Below are 18,697 nucleotides of genomic sequence, written 5' to 3'. Positions count from 1 at the left end.
CGCGGCCAGGGGTAGCGGCTACACTGTCCTGACAAAAACAGTCAGGACAGGCCCCCCACCATGTTCGATCTCAGCGCCCACCCTCTCGCCGATGCCGTAAGCAAATCGGCGCAACTGACCCAAGCTGAATACCAGCGTCTATACCGCCAGTCGATTGAAACACCTGATGCGTTCTGGAGCGAGCAGGCCAAAGCCCTGGACTGGATCAAGCCTTGGAGCAGTGTTCAGCGCAGTGACATGAAAACCGGCCAGGCCAGTTGGTTCACCGGCGCACAGCTCAACGTCAGCTACAACTGCATCGACCGTCACTTGGCCACACGGGGAGACCAGCCAGCGATCATTCGTGAAGGCGACAAGCCTGACGACTCCAGCGTCATCACCTACCGTGAACTGCACAGCCATGTCTGCCACCTGGCCAATGTGCTGAAACAACGCGGGGTGAAGAAAGGTGATCGGGTGTGCATTTACATGCCCATGGTCCCGGAAGCCGCCTACGCCATGCTGGCCTGTAGCCGTATCGGTGCGATTCACTCGGTGGTGTTCGGTGGCTTTTCTCCCGATGCGTTGCGTGATCGCATCCTCGATGCCGACTGCCGCACCGTGATCACCGCCGACGAAGGCACGCGCGGCGGCAAAACCGTTGCCCTGAAAAACAATGTCGACAAGGCCTTGCTCAACTGCCCGAATGTCAGCACGGTGGTGGTCATCAAACGTACCGGCGGCTCGATCGACTGGCTCAAGGATCGCGACCTCTGGTACCACGAGGCAATCACCCTGGTGAGTGATGACTGTCCACCCGAACCGATGGACGCCGAAGACCCGCTGTTCATCCTCTACACCTCCGGCAGCACCGGCAAACCCAAAGGCGTGCTGCACACCACCGCCGGCTACCTGCTGCAAGCCGCGCTGACCTTCAAGACCGTGTTCGATTACCGTGAAGGCGAAGTGTTCTGGTGCACCGCCGATGTCGGCTGGGTCACCGGGCACAGTTACATCGTCTACGGCCCACTGGCCAATGGGGCAATCACCCTGATGTTCGAAGGCGTGCCCAACTACCCCGATGCCTCGCGATTCTGGCAAGTGGTCGACAAACACCAGGTGAACATTTTCTACACCGCGCCCACTGCCTTGCGTGCCTTGATGCGCGAAGGTGAAGGGCCGCTGAAGAACACCTCGCGCAAGAGCTTGCGCGTGCTCGGCAGCGTCGGCGAGCCGATCAACCCGGAAGCCTGGGAGTGGTATTTCAAAGCCGTGGGCGAAGAGCGCTGCCCTATCGTCGATACCTGGTGGCAAACCGAAACCGGCGGCATCATGATCAGCCCGCTGGTCGGTACCCGTCGGATCAAGCCCGGCTGTGCGACGCAACCGATGTTTGGCGTGCAGCCGGTGTTGCTCGATGACAAGGGCAAACTCATCGAGGGCCCCGGTAGCGGTATGCTGGCGATCAAGGCCAGTTGGCCCGGGCAGATCCGCAGCGTGTATGGCGACCCGCAACGGATGATCGACACCTATTTCAAACCCCTTCCCGGCTACTACTTCACCGGCGACGGCGCGCGCCGCGATGCCGATGGCGACCTGTGGATAACCGGGCGCATCGACGATGTGATCAACGTCTCCGGCCACCGTATCGGCACTGCCGAGGTGGAAAGTGCGCTGGTACTGCATGACAGCATCGCCGAAGCCGCCGTAGTCGGGTACCCTCACGATCTTAAGGGGCAAGGCATTTATGCCTTTGTCACACCGATGAATGGTGTCACCGCGGATGACGCGCTCAAGCAGGAACTGTTGGCGCTGGTCAGCAAGGAGATTGGCAGTTTCGCCAAGCCGGAACTGATCCAGTGGGCACCAGCGCTGCCCAAGACCCGCTCCGGCAAGATCATGCGCCGCATACTGCGCAAGATCGCCTGCAATGAGATCGACAGCCTCGGCGACACCTCGACCCTGGCCGACCCCAGCGTGGTTCAGGGCCTGATCGACAACCGATTCAACACCTAAACGGCAGTGCTCTGTGGCTGCCTCGCACGCAAGGTAACCATGGAAGCGATTCGCCGCCGCATCGAAACCCAGGTGATGAGCCTGACCGGCTTGTCCCTGGGGCAGCTTGATCTGGAAAACCCCAAGGGCGACCCAGGGCTGTTCGGCCCGGACAGCGCCAGCTGGCAGGTACACGGCGACTTTCCGAGCATGCTGATCGGTGGCATCAGTGCCTTGCTCCTGCAATTGCTGCATCCGTTGGCGCTGGCGGGCGTCTGGGATCACTCCAACTTTCGCCAGGACCTGCTCGGACGCTTGCGCCGCACCAGTCAGTTCATCTCTGGCACCACCTTCGGCGCCACCGGCGATGCCAACTGGCTGATCGAAAAGGTCCGCACCATTCACCTGCAAGTGGTCGGTACTGCCGCTGACGGGCGTCCCTATGCCGCCAGCGACCCCGACCTGTTGACCTGGGTGCATGTCGCCGAGGTCAGCAGCTTTCTCGCCGCCCACCTGCGCTACCGTAACCCGAACCTGCCGCTCGCCGAGCAAGACGCCTACTACGCCGAGATCGCGCTGATAGCTGAACGCCTGGGCGCCCGTGATGTGCCCCGCTCGCGCCAGCAGGTCAGCGATTACCTGCAGGCGATGCGCCCGGCGCTGCAGTGCGATGCGCGCAGTCATGAGGTTGTGCAGGTGCTGCTGGCGGCACCTGCGCCTAGCCGTCTGGCTAAACCGGTGGCGAGCCTGATGCTGCATGCGGGTATCGATCTGCTGCCGACGTGGGCCAGCGACATGCTGGCGCTGCAGCAGCCTGCGTTACAGCGGCGGCTGATCCGTCTGGGTATCCACACCACGGCCCCTGTGCTGCGTTGGGCCATGCGCGACGGCTCGGCACATCGCGCGCGGCGGCGCATGGGCGTTCACTGAACGCGACCAAGCATCTGTCCTGTGGGAGCGGGCTTGCCCCGCGATTGCGGTCTAGCTGTCACACCGTATCGCGGGGCAAGCCCGCTCCCACAGGAGAAGCAAGGCAGTTGTACCTGCAGGTTGTTGGGTTGGAAGTTGTCAGTACATCTATGCCACCATTGCCCTCTACTCATGGCCCCGCTGGGGCTTGTGCTGTTCTGACGCCAAATCGAATAAGAGTGAGGACCCGCGCCATGCAAGATGTCGTTATCGTTGCCGCCACCCGGACCGCTGTCGGTAGTTATCAAGGAGCGCTGGCCGCTATTCCCGCAGTCGACCTCGGTGCTGCAGTGATCCGCCAACTATTGACCCAGACCGGCATCGATGCCGAGTTGGTCGATGAAGTGATCCTTGGCCAGGTGCTGACCGCCGGCGCCGGACAGAACCCGGCGCGCCAGGCCGCGATCAAGGCCGGACTGCCCCACGCCGTGCCTGCCATGACGTTGAACAAAGTCTGTGGCTCCGGCCTGAAGGCCCTGCACCTGGCGACCCAGGCCATCCGTTGCGGTGACGCCGAAGTGATCATCGCCGGTGGTCAGGAGAACATGAGCCTGGCCAACTACGTGATGCCAGGCGCCCGTACCGGTCTGCGCATGGGCCACAGCACCCTGATCGACAGCATGATCAGTGATGGCCTGTGGGATGCCTTCAACGACTACCACATGGGCATCACCGCCGAGAACCTGGTGGAAAAGTACGCAATCAGCCGTGAAGAGCAGGATGCCTTCGCTGCCGCTTCCCAGCAAAAAGCCGCTGCCGCGATTGAAGCCCGGCGCTTCGTCGACGAAATCACCCCAATCCTGATTCCCCAGCGCAAAGGTGAGCCGATTGCCTTCGCCACCGACGAACAACCGCGCGCCGGCACCACTGCCGAATCGCTGAGCAAACTCAAACCCGCCTTCAAAAAAGACGGCACCGTCACCGCCGGTAACGCCTCGTCGCTCAACGACGGCGCTGCTGCGGTCATGCTGATGAGCGCGGCCAAGGCCCAGCAGTTGGGCCTGCCAGTACTGGCACGCATCAAAGCCTATGCCAATGCCGGTGTCGACCCGGCAATCATGGGCATCGGCCCAGTTAGCGCCACCCGCCGCTGCCTGGAAAAGGCCGGCTGGGAGCTGGCCGACCTCGACCTGATCGAAGCCAACGAAGCCTTCGCCGCCCAGGCCCTGTCGGTAGGCAAAGAGCTGGGCTGGGACGCCAGCAAGGTCAACGTCAACGGTGGCGCCATCGCCCTGGGCCACCCGATCGGCGCCTCGGGTTGCCGGGTGCTGGTGACCCTGCTGCACGAAATGATCAAGCGTGACGCCAGCAAAGGCCTGGCCACACTGTGCATTGGCGGCGGTCAAGGCGTCGCCCTGGCTATCGAGCGCTAATGGTAGCGGGAGGGGCTGCAACGGCCCCTCCCCTGGCTCGAACTGATAAACTGCACGTCCGCAAACCAAGGCCACGTGCATGTCCCTCTTGAATCAGGCGCTGCGCGCCGCCCTCGATGCCCGCCAGGGCCTTATCGCCGAACTCCACACCCAGGGTACCGACTGCTATCGCCTGTTTCATGGCAGTCAGGAAGGCGCCAGTGGTCTGACCGTCGATCGCTACGGCCCACAGTTGCTGGTTCAGAGCTTTCACCAGACGCTAGAGACCAGTGCACTGCTTGAGCTGCATGCTCAAGTTGAAGCGCATCTGGGCCTTGAGCTATTGCTGGTCTACAACGATCGCTCGCAAGGTAACAGCCGCATCGATCGTCGTGACCCGATATTCCAGGCCAGCGAAGCCGCCTTGGCGGATCACGTCGGCCATGAATGGGGCCTGAACTACCGCGTGCGTGGCCGTCATGCCGGGCAGGACCCTTTACTGTTTCTCGACCTGCGCAATGCCCGCGGCTGGGTCAAACAGCACAGTGCCGGTAAACGCGTGCTTAACCTGTTTGCCTATACCTGTGGCGTTGGTCTCAGCGCGGCAGCAGGCGGCGCCCGGGAGGTGTGCAATCTGGACTTCGCCGAAGGCAATTTGGCCGTGGGCAAGGAGAACGGCGCGCTCAACCCGCAAATTCCGGCGATGAGCTTTATCCAGTCCGACTACTTCCCGGCGATCCGCCAGTTTGCCGGTTTGCCGATCAGCCAGCGCCGCGGCCATAAACTGCCGCCCTATCCGCGCTTGGAACAGCGTCAGTTTGATCTGGTGTTTCTCGATCCGCCGGCCTGGGCCAAGAGCGCCTTTGGCACTGTCGATCTGCTGCGCGACTACCAGAGCCTGCTCAAACCGGCACTGCTCAGTACCGCCGAGGGCGGTGTGCTGATCTGCTGTAACAATCTGGCCAAGGTCAACTTCGATGATTGGCGTGAACAAGTGCTGCGCTGCGCCGAGAAAGCCGGGCGGCCGGTGCGCGACTGGCAAGCCCTGAAACCTGCCAGCGACTTTCCGTCGCAGGATGGCCAGCCGCCCCTGAAGACCTTGATTCTGCAGCTCTAAAGCAAAAATCGGCTAATTTCCGAGCGATCTTCGGAACCGTTTTTACGTGCCATACTCCAAGCACTCCCGTTCCAGACAGACGACGCCGCACATGTACAAAGGATTGAAACGCGCCCTCGGCGCCATGTTGGCCGCTTTGGCCCTGTATAGCCTGCTTGGTTTTCTGATTCTCCCAGGTGTGGCACTGCGTATCGCCAACCAGCAATTGGCTAACTACGCCACAGTGCCTGCGCATTTGAACCGGATCGAGCTCAACCCGTTCAGCCTCGAGCTGACCCTGTGGGGGCTGCAGATCGGCGAGCCGGGCAAGGAGCAAGTCGGCTTCGAACGGCTGTATGCCAACCTGGAGCTCGACAGCCTGTGGACAGACGCCGTGCACCTGGTGGGCGTCGAGCTGGACAAGCCACGTACCGAGCTGCTGTTCGCCAAGGACGGCAGCCTCAACCTCAGCCAGTTGTTCAAGCTGCCGCCCAGCGAGCCGAAGCCGGACGAGCCGCCCAGCGACCCGTTCCCGGTCCGTATCGGCAGTATCAAGCTCAACGAAGGCTACCTGCACTTTCAGGATCTACGCCCTAGCGAGCCGATTGAGTTCCTCTACGACTCGATGAACCTGGAACTGAAGAACCTCAGTACTCTGCCCGACGACAGCTCCGACATGACCCTGGTGGCCATCGGGCCACACGGTGGCCGTATCGACTGGAGCGGTACCTTCAGCCTGGTGCCGATTGCCTCTGAAGGCACCTTGAAGGTCACTGACGGCAAGATGAAAGCCTTCTGGCCCTATGTGCGCGATGCCGTGCCGCTGGTGCTGGAGGAAGGCGTGGTCAGCCTCGATACCCACTACAAGCTGAACCTGTCGAAAGAAACCGAGCTGCTGCTCGACAAGACGTCGGTGAGCATTGCGCCGTTCGCCATCAAGGCGCCTGATGGCCGTCCGTTGGTGCGTCTGGCCAAGCTGGATGTCAGTGAAACCTCGGTGGATCTGGCCAAACAGCTGGTTACGGTAGGCAAGATCCGCAGCGAGGAGCTCGAAACCTGGGCAGCGCTGGAAGCCGACGGCCAACTCGACTGGCAGAAGCTGTTCGCCAGCCAACCAGCCAAAGCCACACCCAAGGAGAAAGCCGAGCCTGCGGCAGCCGAACCTGACAAAGCCCAAGCAAAAGCTGCCGAACCGGACAAACCCTGGCAGGTGTTGCTCAAGGACGTACAGCTGCGCAATTACCAGGTGCATCTGGCCGACCGCTCGCAGAAAGAGCCGGTCGCCCTGGATGTCGGGCCGCTGAACCTCGACCTGCAGAACTTCGATAGCCTCAACCAGTCGCCGTTCACCCTCAAGCTCGACACCGGTGTGGGCAAACAGGGCAAGCTGCAAGCTGCCGGTGAGGTCAATCTGGCCCCGGTTACTGCCAAACTCAATGTCAGCACCCAGGACATCGACCTGCGCATCGCCCAGGCCTACATCACCCCGTTCATCCGCCTGGAGCTGCGTAGCGGCATGCTGGGCAGCGACCTTAAGGTCGACCTGAAAAGCACCGAGCCGCTGGCCTTCACCATCGATGGCAAGGCGCAGGTCAACCAGCTGCACACCCTGGACACCATCAAGGACCGTGACTTCGTCAAATGGCAGCAGTTGAACCTGGATGGCGTGTCTTACCGTCATGGTGATGCGCTGAGCATTGGCAAAGTCAGCCTGAAGCAGCCCTATGCACGCTTCATGATCAACGAAGATCGCACCACCAACGTCGATGACCTGCTGATCCCGCAGCCAACCAGCGCGCCAGCCAGCAGCCCGGCCAAGGCCAAAGCCCCGGCCAGCAGCGACAAGCCGCTGGGTATTCGTATCGGCGCAATCGACATCAACGATGGCTCGGCGAATTTCGCCGATTTCAGCCTGACGCCCAACTTCGCCACGGCTATCCAGCAGCTCAATGGCCAGATTGGCACGATCGACAACCGTCAGCCGAAACCGGCCAAAGTCGATATCAAGGGCAAGGTCGATCGCTATGCGCCTGTGACTATCAAAGGCGCGCTCAACCCGTTCGACCCGATGGCCAGCCTCGACATCGCTACCAGTTTCAAACGCGTCGAGCTGACGACCCTGACACCCTATTCGGGCAAATTCGCGGGCTTTCGTATCCGCAAAGGCCGGTTGAACATCGACCTGCACTACATCATTACCCAGGGCAAGCTCAAAGCCGACAACAAAGTAGTGGTCGAACAACTGCAACTGGGTGAGAAAGTCGATAGCCCCGATGCCGTGGACCTGCCTATTCGCCTGGCAGTGGCCTTGCTCAAGGACACTGAAGGCAAGATCTCCATCGAACTGCCGGTGACCGGTGACTTGAACGACCCACAGTTCAGCGTCATGCCGATCGTCTGGCAAACCCTGCGTAACCTGGTGCTGCGGGCGGCACAGGCGCCGTTCAAGTTCATCGGTGGTTTGATCAGCGGTGGCGATGCCCAGGACCTGGGTAGCGTTGCCTTTGCCGCCGGTTCCAGCGATCTGGCACCCGATGCCCAGAGCGCCCTCGACAAACTGGCAGCCGCGCTTAAGGAGCGCCCTGCCCTGCGCCTGGAAATCGAAGGCACCAGCGCCCAGAGCAGCGACGGGCCGTTGATTGCCCAACAGCGTCTGGAGCGTGAATACCAGAGCACTTACTACAAAATGCTCCAGCGCCGTGGCGACAAAGTCCCTGCCCAGGCATCGGACCTACAGGTACCAGATGGCGATAAGCCGGCAATGCTTGAAGGCATCTACCGCACGCGCATGAAGAAGCAGCCACCGGCAGAATGGGAGCAACTGGACCGCGAACAACGCACCAACCAATTGCGCGATGCGGTGCTCAAGTCGTGGGGAGAAAGTGCATTGCTGCTGCGCCAGTTGGGTCAGGCCCGGGCTAGCAGTATCAAGGATTACCTGGTCGACAAGGGCAAGCTTGAGGACGATCGGGTGTACTTCATTGATGCCAGCCTTGGACAGGCCGAGGCCGATGGGCGGGTGATTACCCCGCTGCATCTGGATGCTGAGTGAGGTAAAAGCGATCGCGGGGCAAGCCCACTCCCACCGAATCTCTACTGGTGGGAGCGGGCTTGCCCCGCGATCTGATACGCGTGTTTAGTTGGTTTTCAGACCGTCAGCCGATACCGCCTTCACACCATCAATTTTCTTGGTGATTGTGATCGCAGTTTCTTTCTGCGAAGAACTCAAGGCGACATCCGAAGACAGGGACACCACGCCTTTGTTGGTCTCGACAGTGATATCGCTGCCTGGAATGCCTTTTTCAGTCATCAGGTCAGCTTTGACTTTGGTCGTGATCCAGGTGTCTTTGGTCGCGTCTGTTGCTTTGTCCATCTCACCAGCGGCAACGGTCATCGGAGCCTGCGCGGCAGACTGTTGGGCGAATGCCGCATTGGCCAGCGTCAGCGTCAGGGCGGTGGCAGTAGCGGCAGCAATAGCGAACTTCTTCATACGAGACACTCCTGTTTTTCGAAAAGTCTGCGCCGTAAGTCCTGGCAGCAGGGGTACAAGTACCATTGCAGGGCCTGTGCCAGCTTTTGAATTAAATTAAATCGTTTTAAATCAATAGCTTACAGATAAGCGAAAAAACCGTGATCGTGCATTTTGCAAGCCTTGGGAAAATCTTGCATGCAACATGCAAGTCCACCCAGCCAGTGTAGCGGACATAAAAAAAGGACCCCGAAGGGTCCTTTTCTTTACCGCGTCAGCTTAGACGCCCGATGCCTTGGCAGCAGCAACGTCTTTGATCGACAGCTTGATACGGCCGCGGTTGTCCACGTCCAGTACCAGTACTTCGACTTCCTGACCTTCTTTGAGAATGTCGGTCACTTTCTCAACGCGAGCATCGCTCAGCATGGAGATGTGAACCAGGCCATCTTTGCCCGGCAGGATGTTGACGAAGGCACCGAAGTCAACGATGCGCTCGACTTTACCGACGTAGATCTTACCGATTTCGGCTTCTGCAGTGATGCTCAGAACGCGCTGACGAGCAGCTTCAGCGGCGTCTTTGGTTTCACCGAAGATCTTGATCGAACCGTCGTCTTCGATATCGATCGAAGCCTTGGTTTCTTCGCAGATGGCACGAATGGTCGCGCCGCCTTTACCGATAACATCACGGATCTTGTCGGTGTCGATCTTCATGGCGATCATGGTCGGAGCATTTTCCGACAGCTCGCTACGCGACTGACCGATGATCTGGTTCATCTGGCCGAGGATGTTCAGGCGCGCTTCCAGGGCTTGGCCCAGAGCGATTTCCATGATTTCTTCGGTGATGCCGTTGATCTTGATGTCCATCTGCAGCGCGGTAACACCTTTGGCGGTACCGGCTACTTTGAAGTCCATGTCGCCCAGGTGGTCTTCGTCACCGAGGATGTCGGTCAGAACGGCAAACTTCTCGCCTTCTTTAACCAGACCCATGGCGATACCGGCAACCGGGGCTTTCATTGGTACACCGGCGTCCATCAGGGCCAGGGAAGCACCACAGACCGAAGCCATGGAGCTGGAGCCGTTGGACTCGGTGATTTCCGATACCACACGGATGGTGTACGGGAACACGTCAGCAGCAGGCAGCATTGCCTGAACCGAACGGCGGGCCAGACGGCCGTGACCGATTTCGCGACGGCCAGCACCGCCCATGCGACCACACTCGCCCACCGAGAACGGCGGGAAGTTGTAGTGCAGCATGAAGGGGTCTTTTTTCTCGCCTTCGAGGGTGTCCAGCAGCTGTGCGTCACGGGCAGTACCCAGGGTCGCAACGACCAGGGCCTGGGTTTCGCCACGGGTGAACAGGGCCGAACCGTGAGTCTTCGGCAGAACGCCGACTTCGATGTTCAGCGGACGAACGGTCTTGGTGTCGCGACCGTCGATACGTGGCTTGCCGTTAACGATGTTTTCGCGAACGGTGCGGTATTCGATTTCGCCGAAGATCTCTTTGACTTCGCCAGCCGATGGCTGACCTTCTTCGCCGGAGAACTTGGCAATGGCCTGATCACGCAGCTCGCCCAGACGCGCGTAGCGGTCGGCCTTGACGGTGATGGTGTAACCCTGGGAAACGGCTTCGCCGAATTCAGCGCGGATGGCGTTGAACAGTTCGGTGTTGGCAACAGCAGGTTTCCAGTCCCAGGTAGGCTTGGCAGCTTCAGCAGCCAGCTCTTTGACTGCCTGGATCACCGCCTGGAATTCATCGTGGGCGAACAGTACGGCGCCCAGCATCTGGTCTTCGGTCAGCTCTTTGGCTTCCGATTCAACCATCAGTACGGCGTCGGAAGTACCGGCAACGACCATGTCCAGGCTCGAAGCGGCCAGTTGCTCGTAAGTCGGGTTCAGCAGGTAGCCAGTGCTTTCATGGAAAGCAACGCGCGCGGCACCGATCGGGCCTTCGAACGGAATGCCGGAGATGGCCAGGGCAGCCGAGGTACCGATCATCGCAGCGATGTCCGGATCGGTCTTCTTGCTGGTGGAAACGACGGTGCAGACAACCTGCACTTCGTTCATGAAGCCTTCAGGGAACAGCGGACGGATCGGACGGTCGATCAGACGCGAGGTCAGGGTTTCTTTCTCGGAAGGACGGCCTTCACGCTTGAAGAAACCACCAGGGATCTTGCCGGCAGCGTAGGTCTTTTCCTGGTAGTGAACAGACAGGGGGAAGAAGCCTTTGCCTGGATCGGCCTGTTTGGCACCGACCACGGTCACCAGTACGGTGACATCGTTGTCGACGGTGACCAATACGGCGCCGGACGCTTGACGAGCAATACGGCCCGTCTCGAGGGTAACGGTCGATTGACCGAACTGGAATTTCTTGATTACCGGGTTCACGGTTTCCTACCTTCTTCAGTGGCTCTGGGGGAACTGGTTCTTGCGAATTCTTGGGCAGCCCAGGGAATCGGCCCTGTCAGCAGTCCAGATAAAACTAGAGGTTGGGAGCCTGCCCTGCCCTTGCGAAAAACGCTCAGGCGAGACAGACAGCCAACCTCATAGATACGCGCGGCGTGCTCATCGCTCCCGATGCCAGGCACCGGAAGCGATGAATGCAGCACGCCGTGCACACCACTGGCCAGGCCGCTATTAGCGACGCAGACCCAGACGACCGATCAGGGCGCTGTAACGAGTGGTGTCTTTGCCCTTCAGGTAGTCCAGCAGCTTACGACGCTGGTTAACCATACGGATCAGACCACGACGGGAGTGGTGGTCTTTGCCGTTGGCCTTGAAGTGGCCTTGCAGCTTGTTGATGTTGGCGGTCAGCAGTGCAACTTGCACTTCTGGGCTACCGGTGTCACCGGCAGCTTGCTGGTAGTCGGCAACGATCTGAGCTTTTTCTTCAACGCTGAGTGCCATCTGGCTTCTCCAAATCAAGGGAAACCGAACAAACGGTTTCCAATAGGCCAGGGACAAATCCCTGTATTCATAAAGTGAGGCATGACCATGCCTATTAACAGCCATCCTCTTTGCCACCAGCGCCAGGCCGAAGCCTGGTACTGAAGGTTTCGATCATTCCGACCGAATCAAACGACGTGGCGCAATGCGTCCGTCTTCGCTCACTTCACCGATACCGATGAAGCGACCGTTGTGATCTTGCACCCGTACCATACCGAATTTCGGCGCGTCGGGAGCTCTGACCGGCTGACCATGCAGCCAGTAGAAAGCGCTGTGCTCGGAGAACTGCAGCAACGGCCAGTCTTGCAGACCGCTGTCGGAAGGCATCAGGAAGCGATCGACCGCTTCGTTGCCGCCTTCGGCGTGGACCGCTTCGAGTTCTTCGAGGGTCACTGTCTGTGCCAGCTCGAATGGCCCGGCGTGCGTGCGACGCAGTTCGGCAACATAGGCGCCACAGCCCAAAACCTCGCCGATGTCTTCGACCAGGGTGCGGATGTAGGTACCTTTGCTGCAACCGACCGAGAGACGAACCCGGGTGCCATCGCACTCGAGCAGCTCCAAGCGGTTAATAGTAACAGAACGCGCTTCCCGCTCCACTACTTCCCCTGCACGCGCCAGTTTGTACAACGGCTGGCCATCGCGCTTGAGGGCCGAGTACATCGGCGGTATCTGACTGATTTCACCACGAAATTGTGGCAGAACAGCTTCAATATCGGCGCGACCAACGGTCACGTCACGGGTTTTCAGCACTTCACCTTCGGCGTCGCCGGTGGTGGTGGTCTCACCCAACTGCATGACCGTCTCGTAGCCCTTGTCGGAATCGAGCAGGTACTGGGAGAACTTGGTGGCCTCACCGAAGCACAGTGGCAGCACGCCACTGGCCAACGGGTCGAGACTGCCGGTGTGACCGGCCTTCTCGGCATTGAGAAGCCAGCGCACCTTCTGCAAGGCGGCATTGGAGGTAAACCCCAATGGCTTGTCGAGCAGAATGATACCGCTGACGTTACGACGGATACGTTTGACCTGGGCCACCGCTTACTCCTTGGTGTCCGGGGTGTCAGCGTCCTGGTGCTGGCTGTCTTCGGCCACTGCACGCTCGATCAGGGCCGACAGGTGGGCACCGCGGCTCACGCTTTCGTCGTAGTGGAAATGCAGTTGCGGCACGCTGCGCAATTTCATTTCCTTGCCCAACTGCATACGCAGGAAACCGGCGGCGGAGTTCAGCACTTTGAGGCTTTGCTTGATGTCTTCAGCGCTATCCTGGCCCATCACGGTGATGTACACCTTGGCGTGACCAACATCGCGACTAACGTCGACGGCGGTGATCGTCACCAGGCCGACGCGTGGATCTTTCACTTCACGACGAATCAGTTGTGCCAGCTCACGCTGCATCTGGTCGCCAATGCGTTGGGTACGGCTATATTCTTTTGCCATTTTTGCTACCTGTAACTAAAGCGGCAAACGCCCGACCAGGCAGAAGCCTGATCGGGCGTTGCGTTCAGAGGCGCTGACGACCGCCGTGTGACGGGCGTTTCGCACTTCCCATGCTCGATGCTTAGAGCGTACGAGCCACTTGGACTTTCTCGAAGACTTCGATCTTGTCGCCGACTTTGACGTCGTTGTAGCTCTTCACGCCGATACCGCATTCCATGCCGGCACGTACTTCGGAGGCATCGTCTTTGAAGCGACGCAGCGACTCCAGCTCGCCTTCGAAGATAACCACGTCTTCGCGCAGTACGCGGATCGGACGGTTGCGGTACACGGTACCCTCGATGACCATACAGCCAGCGATGGCGCCGAACTTCGGCGAACGGAACACGTCACGCACTTCGGCAACGCCGAGGATGTTCTCGCGAACATCGCTGCCGAGCATACCGGTCAGGGCCTTCTTGACGTCTTCAATGATGTCGTAGATCACGTTGTAGTAACGCATATCCAGACCTTCCTGCTCGACGATCTTGCGGGCGCCGGCATCGGCACGCACGTTGAAGCCGAACAGTACTGCATTGGAAGCCAGTGCCAGGTTAGCGTCGCTTTCGGTGATACCACCGACGCCGCCGCCAATCACCCGAACCTGTACTTCGTCGTTACCCAGGCCGCCCAGGGAGCCCTGCAGGGCTTCGAGAGTACCGCGCACATCGGTCTTGAGAACGATGTTGAGGGTCTTCTTCTCTTCCTGGCCCATGCTCTCGAAGATGTTCTCGAGCTTGCCAGCGTGTGCACGAGCCAGTTTGACTTCGCGGAACTTGCCTTGACGGAACAGCGCGACTTCACGGGCCTTCTTCTCGTCAGCAACCACCGACAGCTCGTCACCAGCGTCCGGCGTACCATCCAGGCCGAGGATTTCGACTGGAATGGCTGGACCGGCTTCTTTAACAGGCTTGCCGTTTTCGTCGAGCATGGCACGTACACGGCCGTAGTTCGAACCGCACAGAACCATGTCGCCCTGACGCAGGGTACCGTCTTGAACCAGCACGGTGGCCACTGGGCCGCGGCCTTTGTCCAGACGCGATTCAACGACAACACCACGACCTGGAGCCGATGGCGTGGCCTTGAGCTCGAGGATCTCGGCTTGCAACAGAACGGCTTCGAGCAGTTCGTCGACACCGGTACCCATCTTCGCCGAAACCTTGACGAACGGCGTGTCTCCACCCCAGTCCTCGGAGGTTACGCCTTCGACAGCCAGCTCGTTGCGGATGCGATCGAGGTCAGCACCCGGCTTGTCGATCTTGTTCACTGCAACAACCAGTGGAACACCAGCCGCCTTGGCGTGCTGAACAGCTTCACGGGTTTGCGGCATCACACCATCGTCCGCCGCGACCACGAGGATCACGATGTCGGTGGCCTTGGCACCACGTGCACGCATCGCGGTAAACGCGGCGTGGCCCGGAGTGTCGAGGAACGTGACCATACCGCGGTCGGTTTCTACGTGGTAGGCACCGATGTGCTGGGTGATACCACCGGCTTCGCCAGCAGCTACCTTGGCACGACGGATGTAGTCGAGCAGCGAGGTCTTACCGTGGTCAACGTGACCCATTACGGTCACAACCGGTGCACGGGTCTCGGTCTCACCTTCAAACTTCAGCGATTCAGCCAGGGAGTCTTCCAGGGCGGTGTCGCTGATCAGGGTGACCTTGTGGCCCAGCTCTTCGGCGACCAGCTGTGCGGTCTCCTGATCGAGCACCTGGTTGATGGTGACCGGAGTGCCCAGCTTGAACATGAACTTGACGACTTCAGCGCCCTTGACGGACATCTGGTTCGCCAGATCGGAAACCGTGATGGTCTCGCCGATCTGTACGTCACGAATAACCGGACCGGTCGGGCTCTGGAAGCCGTGAGCATTACGCTTCTTCGGCTTGCCCTTGCCACGACCGCCACGACGGAAGCCATCGCTTTCTTCGTCGGTGGTACGCGGAGCGGCGCGCGGAGTCGGCGCCTTTTCCTTTTCCTTGACCTTGACCGACACGCGCGGCGCTTCGTTGCGGCGCTCACCACCACGACGATCGTCGTCACGCGACTTGTCGTTGCGGCGCACGTCGTCTTTCTTGCGATCGGCAACCGGCGCCGGAGCGACGTCAGCAGGCTCGATCACCGGGGCAGGAGCCGGGGCAACCGGAGCAGCGGCAGCAGGTGCAGCCGGGGCTGCAGGCGCGGCCGCAGCCTGACGACGAGCCTCTTCATCGGCACGTTGACGTGCTTCAGCGTCGGCTTTTTCACGTACAGCGTTTTCGGCTGCACGGCGTTCTTCCAGCTCGCGCTTCTGCTCGGCCTGGATTTCTTCCGGGCTGCGCTGAACGAATACTTTCTTCTTGCGTACTTCTACGCTGATGCTTTTGCTACCGGCGACACGCAGGGTGCTGGTGGTTTTGCGCTGCAAGGTAATCTTGCGCGGTTCTTCCACCTTCGCCTTGTGGCTGCTCTTCAAATGAGCCAGCAGAGCTTGCTTCTCATTGTCGGTCACTACCTGACCGGCGTCGGTGTGCGGCAGACCTGCCTCACGCATCTGCTGCAGCAGGCGCTCTACCGGTGCAGCGACCTCTTGGGCCAATTCTTTCACCGTGACTTGCGTCATGCACTTCTCTCCTCAGGCCGCGCCTAATTACTCGAACCAGTGGGCTCGGGCGGCCATGATCAACTTGCCGGCACGCTCTTCGTCGATGCCGTCGATGTCGAGCAGGTCATCAATCGACTGCTCGGCCAGGTCTTCGCGGGTAACTACGCCGCGCACCGCCAGTTCCGCCGCCAGATCCTTGTCCATACCCTCAAGCGAGAGCAGGTCTTCGGCCGGATGGGCGTCTGCCAGCTTTTCCTCAGTAGCGATGGCTTTGGTCAACAAGCGATCCTTGGCGCGAGCACGAAGCTCATTGACGATTTCTTCGTCAAAGCCGTCGATGTTGAGCATTTCTTCCAACGGTACGTAGGCAATCTCTTCCAGGCTGGTGAAGCCTTCATCGACCAGCACCTGTGCCAGCTCTTCGTCGACTTCCAGCTCGTCGATGAAGTTGCGCAGGATGTCACCGGTTTCAGCTTGCTGCTTGGCCTGGATGTCCGATTCGGTCATCACGTTCAGGGTCCAGCCAGTCAACTGGCTGGCAAGACGCACGTTCTGGCCACCACGACCGATCGCCTGGGCCAGGTTGTCTGCTCCCACAGCGATGTCCATGGCGTGGGCATCTTCATCGACGATGATCGCCGCGACTTCTGCCGGCGACATTGCGTTGATGACGAACTGTGCCGGGTTGTCGTCCCACAGGACGATATCCACACGTTCGCCGCCCAGTTCACCGGACACTGCCTGGACGCGCGAGCCGCGCATGCCAATGCAGGCACCTTGCGGGTCAATGCGCTTGTCTTTGGAGCGTACGGCGATTTTGGCACGCGAACCCGGATCACGGGACGCGGCCATAACTTCGATCAGGCCCTCGGCGATTTCCGGCACTTCGATGCGGAACAGTTCGATCAGCATCTGTGGTGCGGTACGCGACAGGATCAGTTGCGGGCCACGGTTCTCGGTGCGAATTTCCTTGAGCAGGGCGCGCACACGCACACCAACCCGGAAGGTTTCGCGAGAGATGATGTCTTCACGGGCAAGCAGCGCCTCGGCGTTGTTGCCCAGGTCAACGATGACGTTGTCACGCGTGACCTTCTTGACGGTACCGGAGATGATCTCGCCCAGACGCTCGCGGTAGGCATCTACCACTTGAGCGCGCTCGGCTTCACGGACCTTCTGGACAATGACTTGCTTGGCGGTCTGGGCGGCAATACGACCGAACTCGATCGACTCGATCTTCTCTTCGATCACGTCGCCGACTTTCGCCTCAGGGTGAGACTCCTGGATTTTGGCCGGCCATACTTCGATGGCTGGATCGTCCAGGTCTTTCTCTTCGACGACTGTCCAGCGACGGAAGGTCTCATAGCTACCGGTGTGGCGGTTGATTTCCACACGCAGGTCGACTTCGTCGTCAAAACGTTTTTTGGTTGCAGTGGCCAGAGCCACTTCCAGCGCTTCAAAAATTACGCCGGCCGGTACGCCCTTTTCGTTGGATACCGACTCAACAACCAGCAGTACTTCTTTGCTCATCGTACGCCTCGCCTTTCGCAAGCCATTGGATCCGCGCGGTCCGCGAGATCCGGCACGTCTCAGTCAAAACTGGGAATAATGTTGGCCTTGTCGATCGAATCGATCGGCAACAGGAACTCTTGGTTGTCTACCTGAACAACCACATCCTGGTCCTCCACACCGCGGAGAAGGCCCTGAAAGTTACGACGACCTTCAAAGGGCGTGCGCAGCTTGATCTTCACTTGTTCGCCGGCATGCGAAGCGTACTGTTCCAGAGTGAACAGTGGGCGATCCATGCCAGGAGAGGACACTTCAAGGGTATATTCGGAAGAAATTGGATCTTCTACATCAAGGATAGCGCTGGCCTGGTGACTGACGATTGCGCAGTCATCAACCAGAATGCCTTCCTCTTTATCGATATAGATACGCAGGACCGAATGTTTGCCTTGAGAGATGAATTCGATCCCCCAGCATTGATAGCCAAGAGCCTCGACCACCGGGGCCAACAAGGCCTGCAACTGTTCTAGCTTGCTCGACACCTGAACCCCCTCGTGCATGCTATGCAAATAAAAAATGGGCAAAGCGCCCATCCCTGATACGCCGTTGAATACCGGCGTTATGACTGTTCAGCCAAGAAAAAGCCCCTGAAAAAGGGGCTCCGCTGAAACTGGTTGCGGGGGCTGGATTTGAACCAACGACCTTCGGGTTATGAGCCCGACGAGCTACCAGACTGCTCCACCCCGCGACAAAGCTGGGGCGAAAGTATACGACCGAACCCTATAAGGGTCAATCTAACCTCCACCTACAAGAAAGCCCGCTGTAGCGGGCTGTCTTGTTTCAATTGGTACCGAGAAGGGGACTCGAACCCCTACACCCTATGGGCACAACCACCTCAAGGTTGCGTGTCTACCAATTCCACCACCTCGGCAATACTACTTTGAAACCCGTTACTTCTGCTCTTGAGCGGGAGGAACATCGCCAGTGTTAGTGGCTTCGCTCTTCTGCTCCTGGAGCACCGGTACATCATCTGTTGCCGGTTTTTGCTGCTTCACTTCCAATACTGCTGGATCTGGCAACCCTACTTGAGTCAGCTCATGAGCTTTCTCTTTAGCAAAGTATCCTAACCCAAGAGCAGTTAAGAAGAAAGAGGCAGCTAGTATAGCAGTAAACTTACTCAGAAAGGTAGCAGAACCTTGGCTTCCGAACACAGTATTTGAAGCACCTGCGCCGAAAGATGCACCCGCTTCCGCACCTTTACCCTGTTGCAGCAACACCAGCACTACCAAACCCAGTGCGCCCAACAGATGAAACACAACGATCACTGTTTCCAGCAT

General features: G+C 59.4%; 14 protein-coding genes and 2 tRNA genes. 5 read left to right on the top strand and 11 right to left on the bottom strand.

The features are described 5' to 3' along the window. Positions 1-60: 60 nt before the first annotated feature. From acs to ACVWSC_RS04070, 5 genes are all read left to right on the top strand, one after another. Positions 61-1,995 (top strand): acetate--CoA ligase, encoded by a 1,935-nt coding sequence (gene acs / locus ACVWSC_RS04090; protein WP_442112164.1) that lies wholly within the window; start codon positions 61-63, stop codon positions 1,993-1,995. A gap of 39 nt (positions 1,996-2,034) precedes the next feature. Then, positions 2,035-2,904 carry an oxygenase MpaB family protein gene (locus ACVWSC_RS04085; protein WP_442112163.1) on the top strand — a complete coding sequence of 290 codons (870 nt, stop codon included), beginning with the start codon at positions 2,035-2,037 and terminating at the stop codon, positions 2,902-2,904. Between the two features lie 233 nt (positions 2,905-3,137). Next, the gene (locus ACVWSC_RS04080) at positions 3,138-4,316 is read left to right on the top strand and encodes an acetyl-CoA C-acetyltransferase (RefSeq protein WP_442112162.1); all 1,179 of its coding nucleotides are present in this window, start codon (positions 3,138-3,140) and stop codon (positions 4,314-4,316) included. Positions 4,317-4,395: 79 nt separating this feature from the next. Continuing rightward, positions 4,396-5,412 carry a class I SAM-dependent rRNA methyltransferase gene (locus tag ACVWSC_RS04075; RefSeq protein ID WP_442112161.1) on the top strand — a complete coding sequence of 339 codons (1,017 nt, stop codon included), beginning with the start codon at positions 4,396-4,398 and terminating at the stop codon, positions 5,410-5,412. Between the two features lie 46 nt (positions 5,413-5,458). After that, positions 5,459-8,443, top strand: a complete 2,985-nt coding sequence (locus ACVWSC_RS04070; RefSeq protein WP_442112160.1) for a DUF748 domain-containing protein — start codon at positions 5,459-5,461, stop codon at positions 8,441-8,443. An 84-nt stretch (positions 8,444-8,527) separates the two neighbouring features. Here the strand turns inward: ACVWSC_RS04070 and ACVWSC_RS04065 are convergent, their stop codons facing one another. The 11 genes from ACVWSC_RS04065 to secG all read right to left on the bottom strand — a co-directional run bounded on the left by ACVWSC_RS04065 (position 8,528) and on the right by secG (position 18,697). Next, the gene (locus ACVWSC_RS04065; RefSeq protein ID WP_442112159.1) at positions 8,528-8,881 is read right to left on the bottom strand and encodes a BON domain-containing protein; all 354 of its coding nucleotides are present in this window, start codon (positions 8,879-8,881) and stop codon (positions 8,528-8,530) included. A gap of 258 nt (positions 8,882-9,139) precedes the next feature. Next, positions 9,140-11,245: a polyribonucleotide nucleotidyltransferase gene (gene pnp / locus ACVWSC_RS04060; RefSeq protein ID WP_442112158.1), complete on the bottom strand. Its 2,106-nt coding sequence runs from the start codon at positions 11,243-11,245 to the stop codon at positions 9,140-9,142. Positions 11,246-11,494: 249 nt separating this feature from the next. After that, positions 11,495-11,764 (bottom strand): 30S ribosomal protein S15, encoded by a 270-nt coding sequence (gene rpsO / locus ACVWSC_RS04055; protein WP_009404303.1) that lies wholly within the window; start codon positions 11,762-11,764, stop codon positions 11,495-11,497. Between the two features lie 153 nt (positions 11,765-11,917). Continuing rightward, entirely contained in the window at positions 11,918-12,835 is a 918-nt protein-coding gene (gene truB / locus ACVWSC_RS04050) for a tRNA pseudouridine(55) synthase TruB (protein ID WP_442112157.1), read from the bottom strand. Between the two features lie 3 nt (positions 12,836-12,838). After that, the gene (rbfA, locus tag ACVWSC_RS04045) at positions 12,839-13,237 is read right to left on the bottom strand and encodes a 30S ribosome-binding factor RbfA (protein WP_442112156.1); all 399 of its coding nucleotides are present in this window, start codon (positions 13,235-13,237) and stop codon (positions 12,839-12,841) included. A gap of 121 nt (positions 13,238-13,358) precedes the next feature. Continuing rightward, positions 13,359-15,875: a translation initiation factor IF-2 gene (gene infB, locus ACVWSC_RS04040; RefSeq protein WP_442112155.1), complete on the bottom strand. Its 2,517-nt coding sequence runs from the start codon at positions 15,873-15,875 to the stop codon at positions 13,359-13,361. Between the two features lie 27 nt (positions 15,876-15,902). Continuing rightward, entirely contained in the window at positions 15,903-17,384 is a 1,482-nt protein-coding gene (nusA, locus tag ACVWSC_RS04035) for a transcription termination factor NusA (protein ID WP_442112154.1), read from the bottom strand. Positions 17,385-17,443: 59 nt separating this feature from the next. Next, entirely contained in the window at positions 17,444-17,902 is a 459-nt protein-coding gene (gene rimP / locus ACVWSC_RS04030) for a ribosome maturation factor RimP (protein ID WP_442114252.1), read from the bottom strand. Positions 17,903-18,031: 129 nt separating this feature from the next. After that, positions 18,032-18,108, bottom strand: a tRNA-Met gene (locus tag ACVWSC_RS04025). A gap of 97 nt (positions 18,109-18,205) precedes the next feature. Then, positions 18,206-18,291: transfer RNA gene (locus ACVWSC_RS04020), tRNA-Leu, on the bottom strand. 19 nt (positions 18,292-18,310) lie between these two features. Continuing rightward, complete coding sequence (gene secG / locus ACVWSC_RS04015) at positions 18,311-18,697, bottom strand: preprotein translocase subunit SecG (protein ID WP_442112153.1); 387 nt, start codon at positions 18,695-18,697, stop codon at positions 18,311-18,313.

It is taken from the genome of Pseudomonas sp. NUPR-002, assembly GCF_056322725.1.
This window is presented reverse-complemented; position numbering and strand designations above follow the sequence as displayed.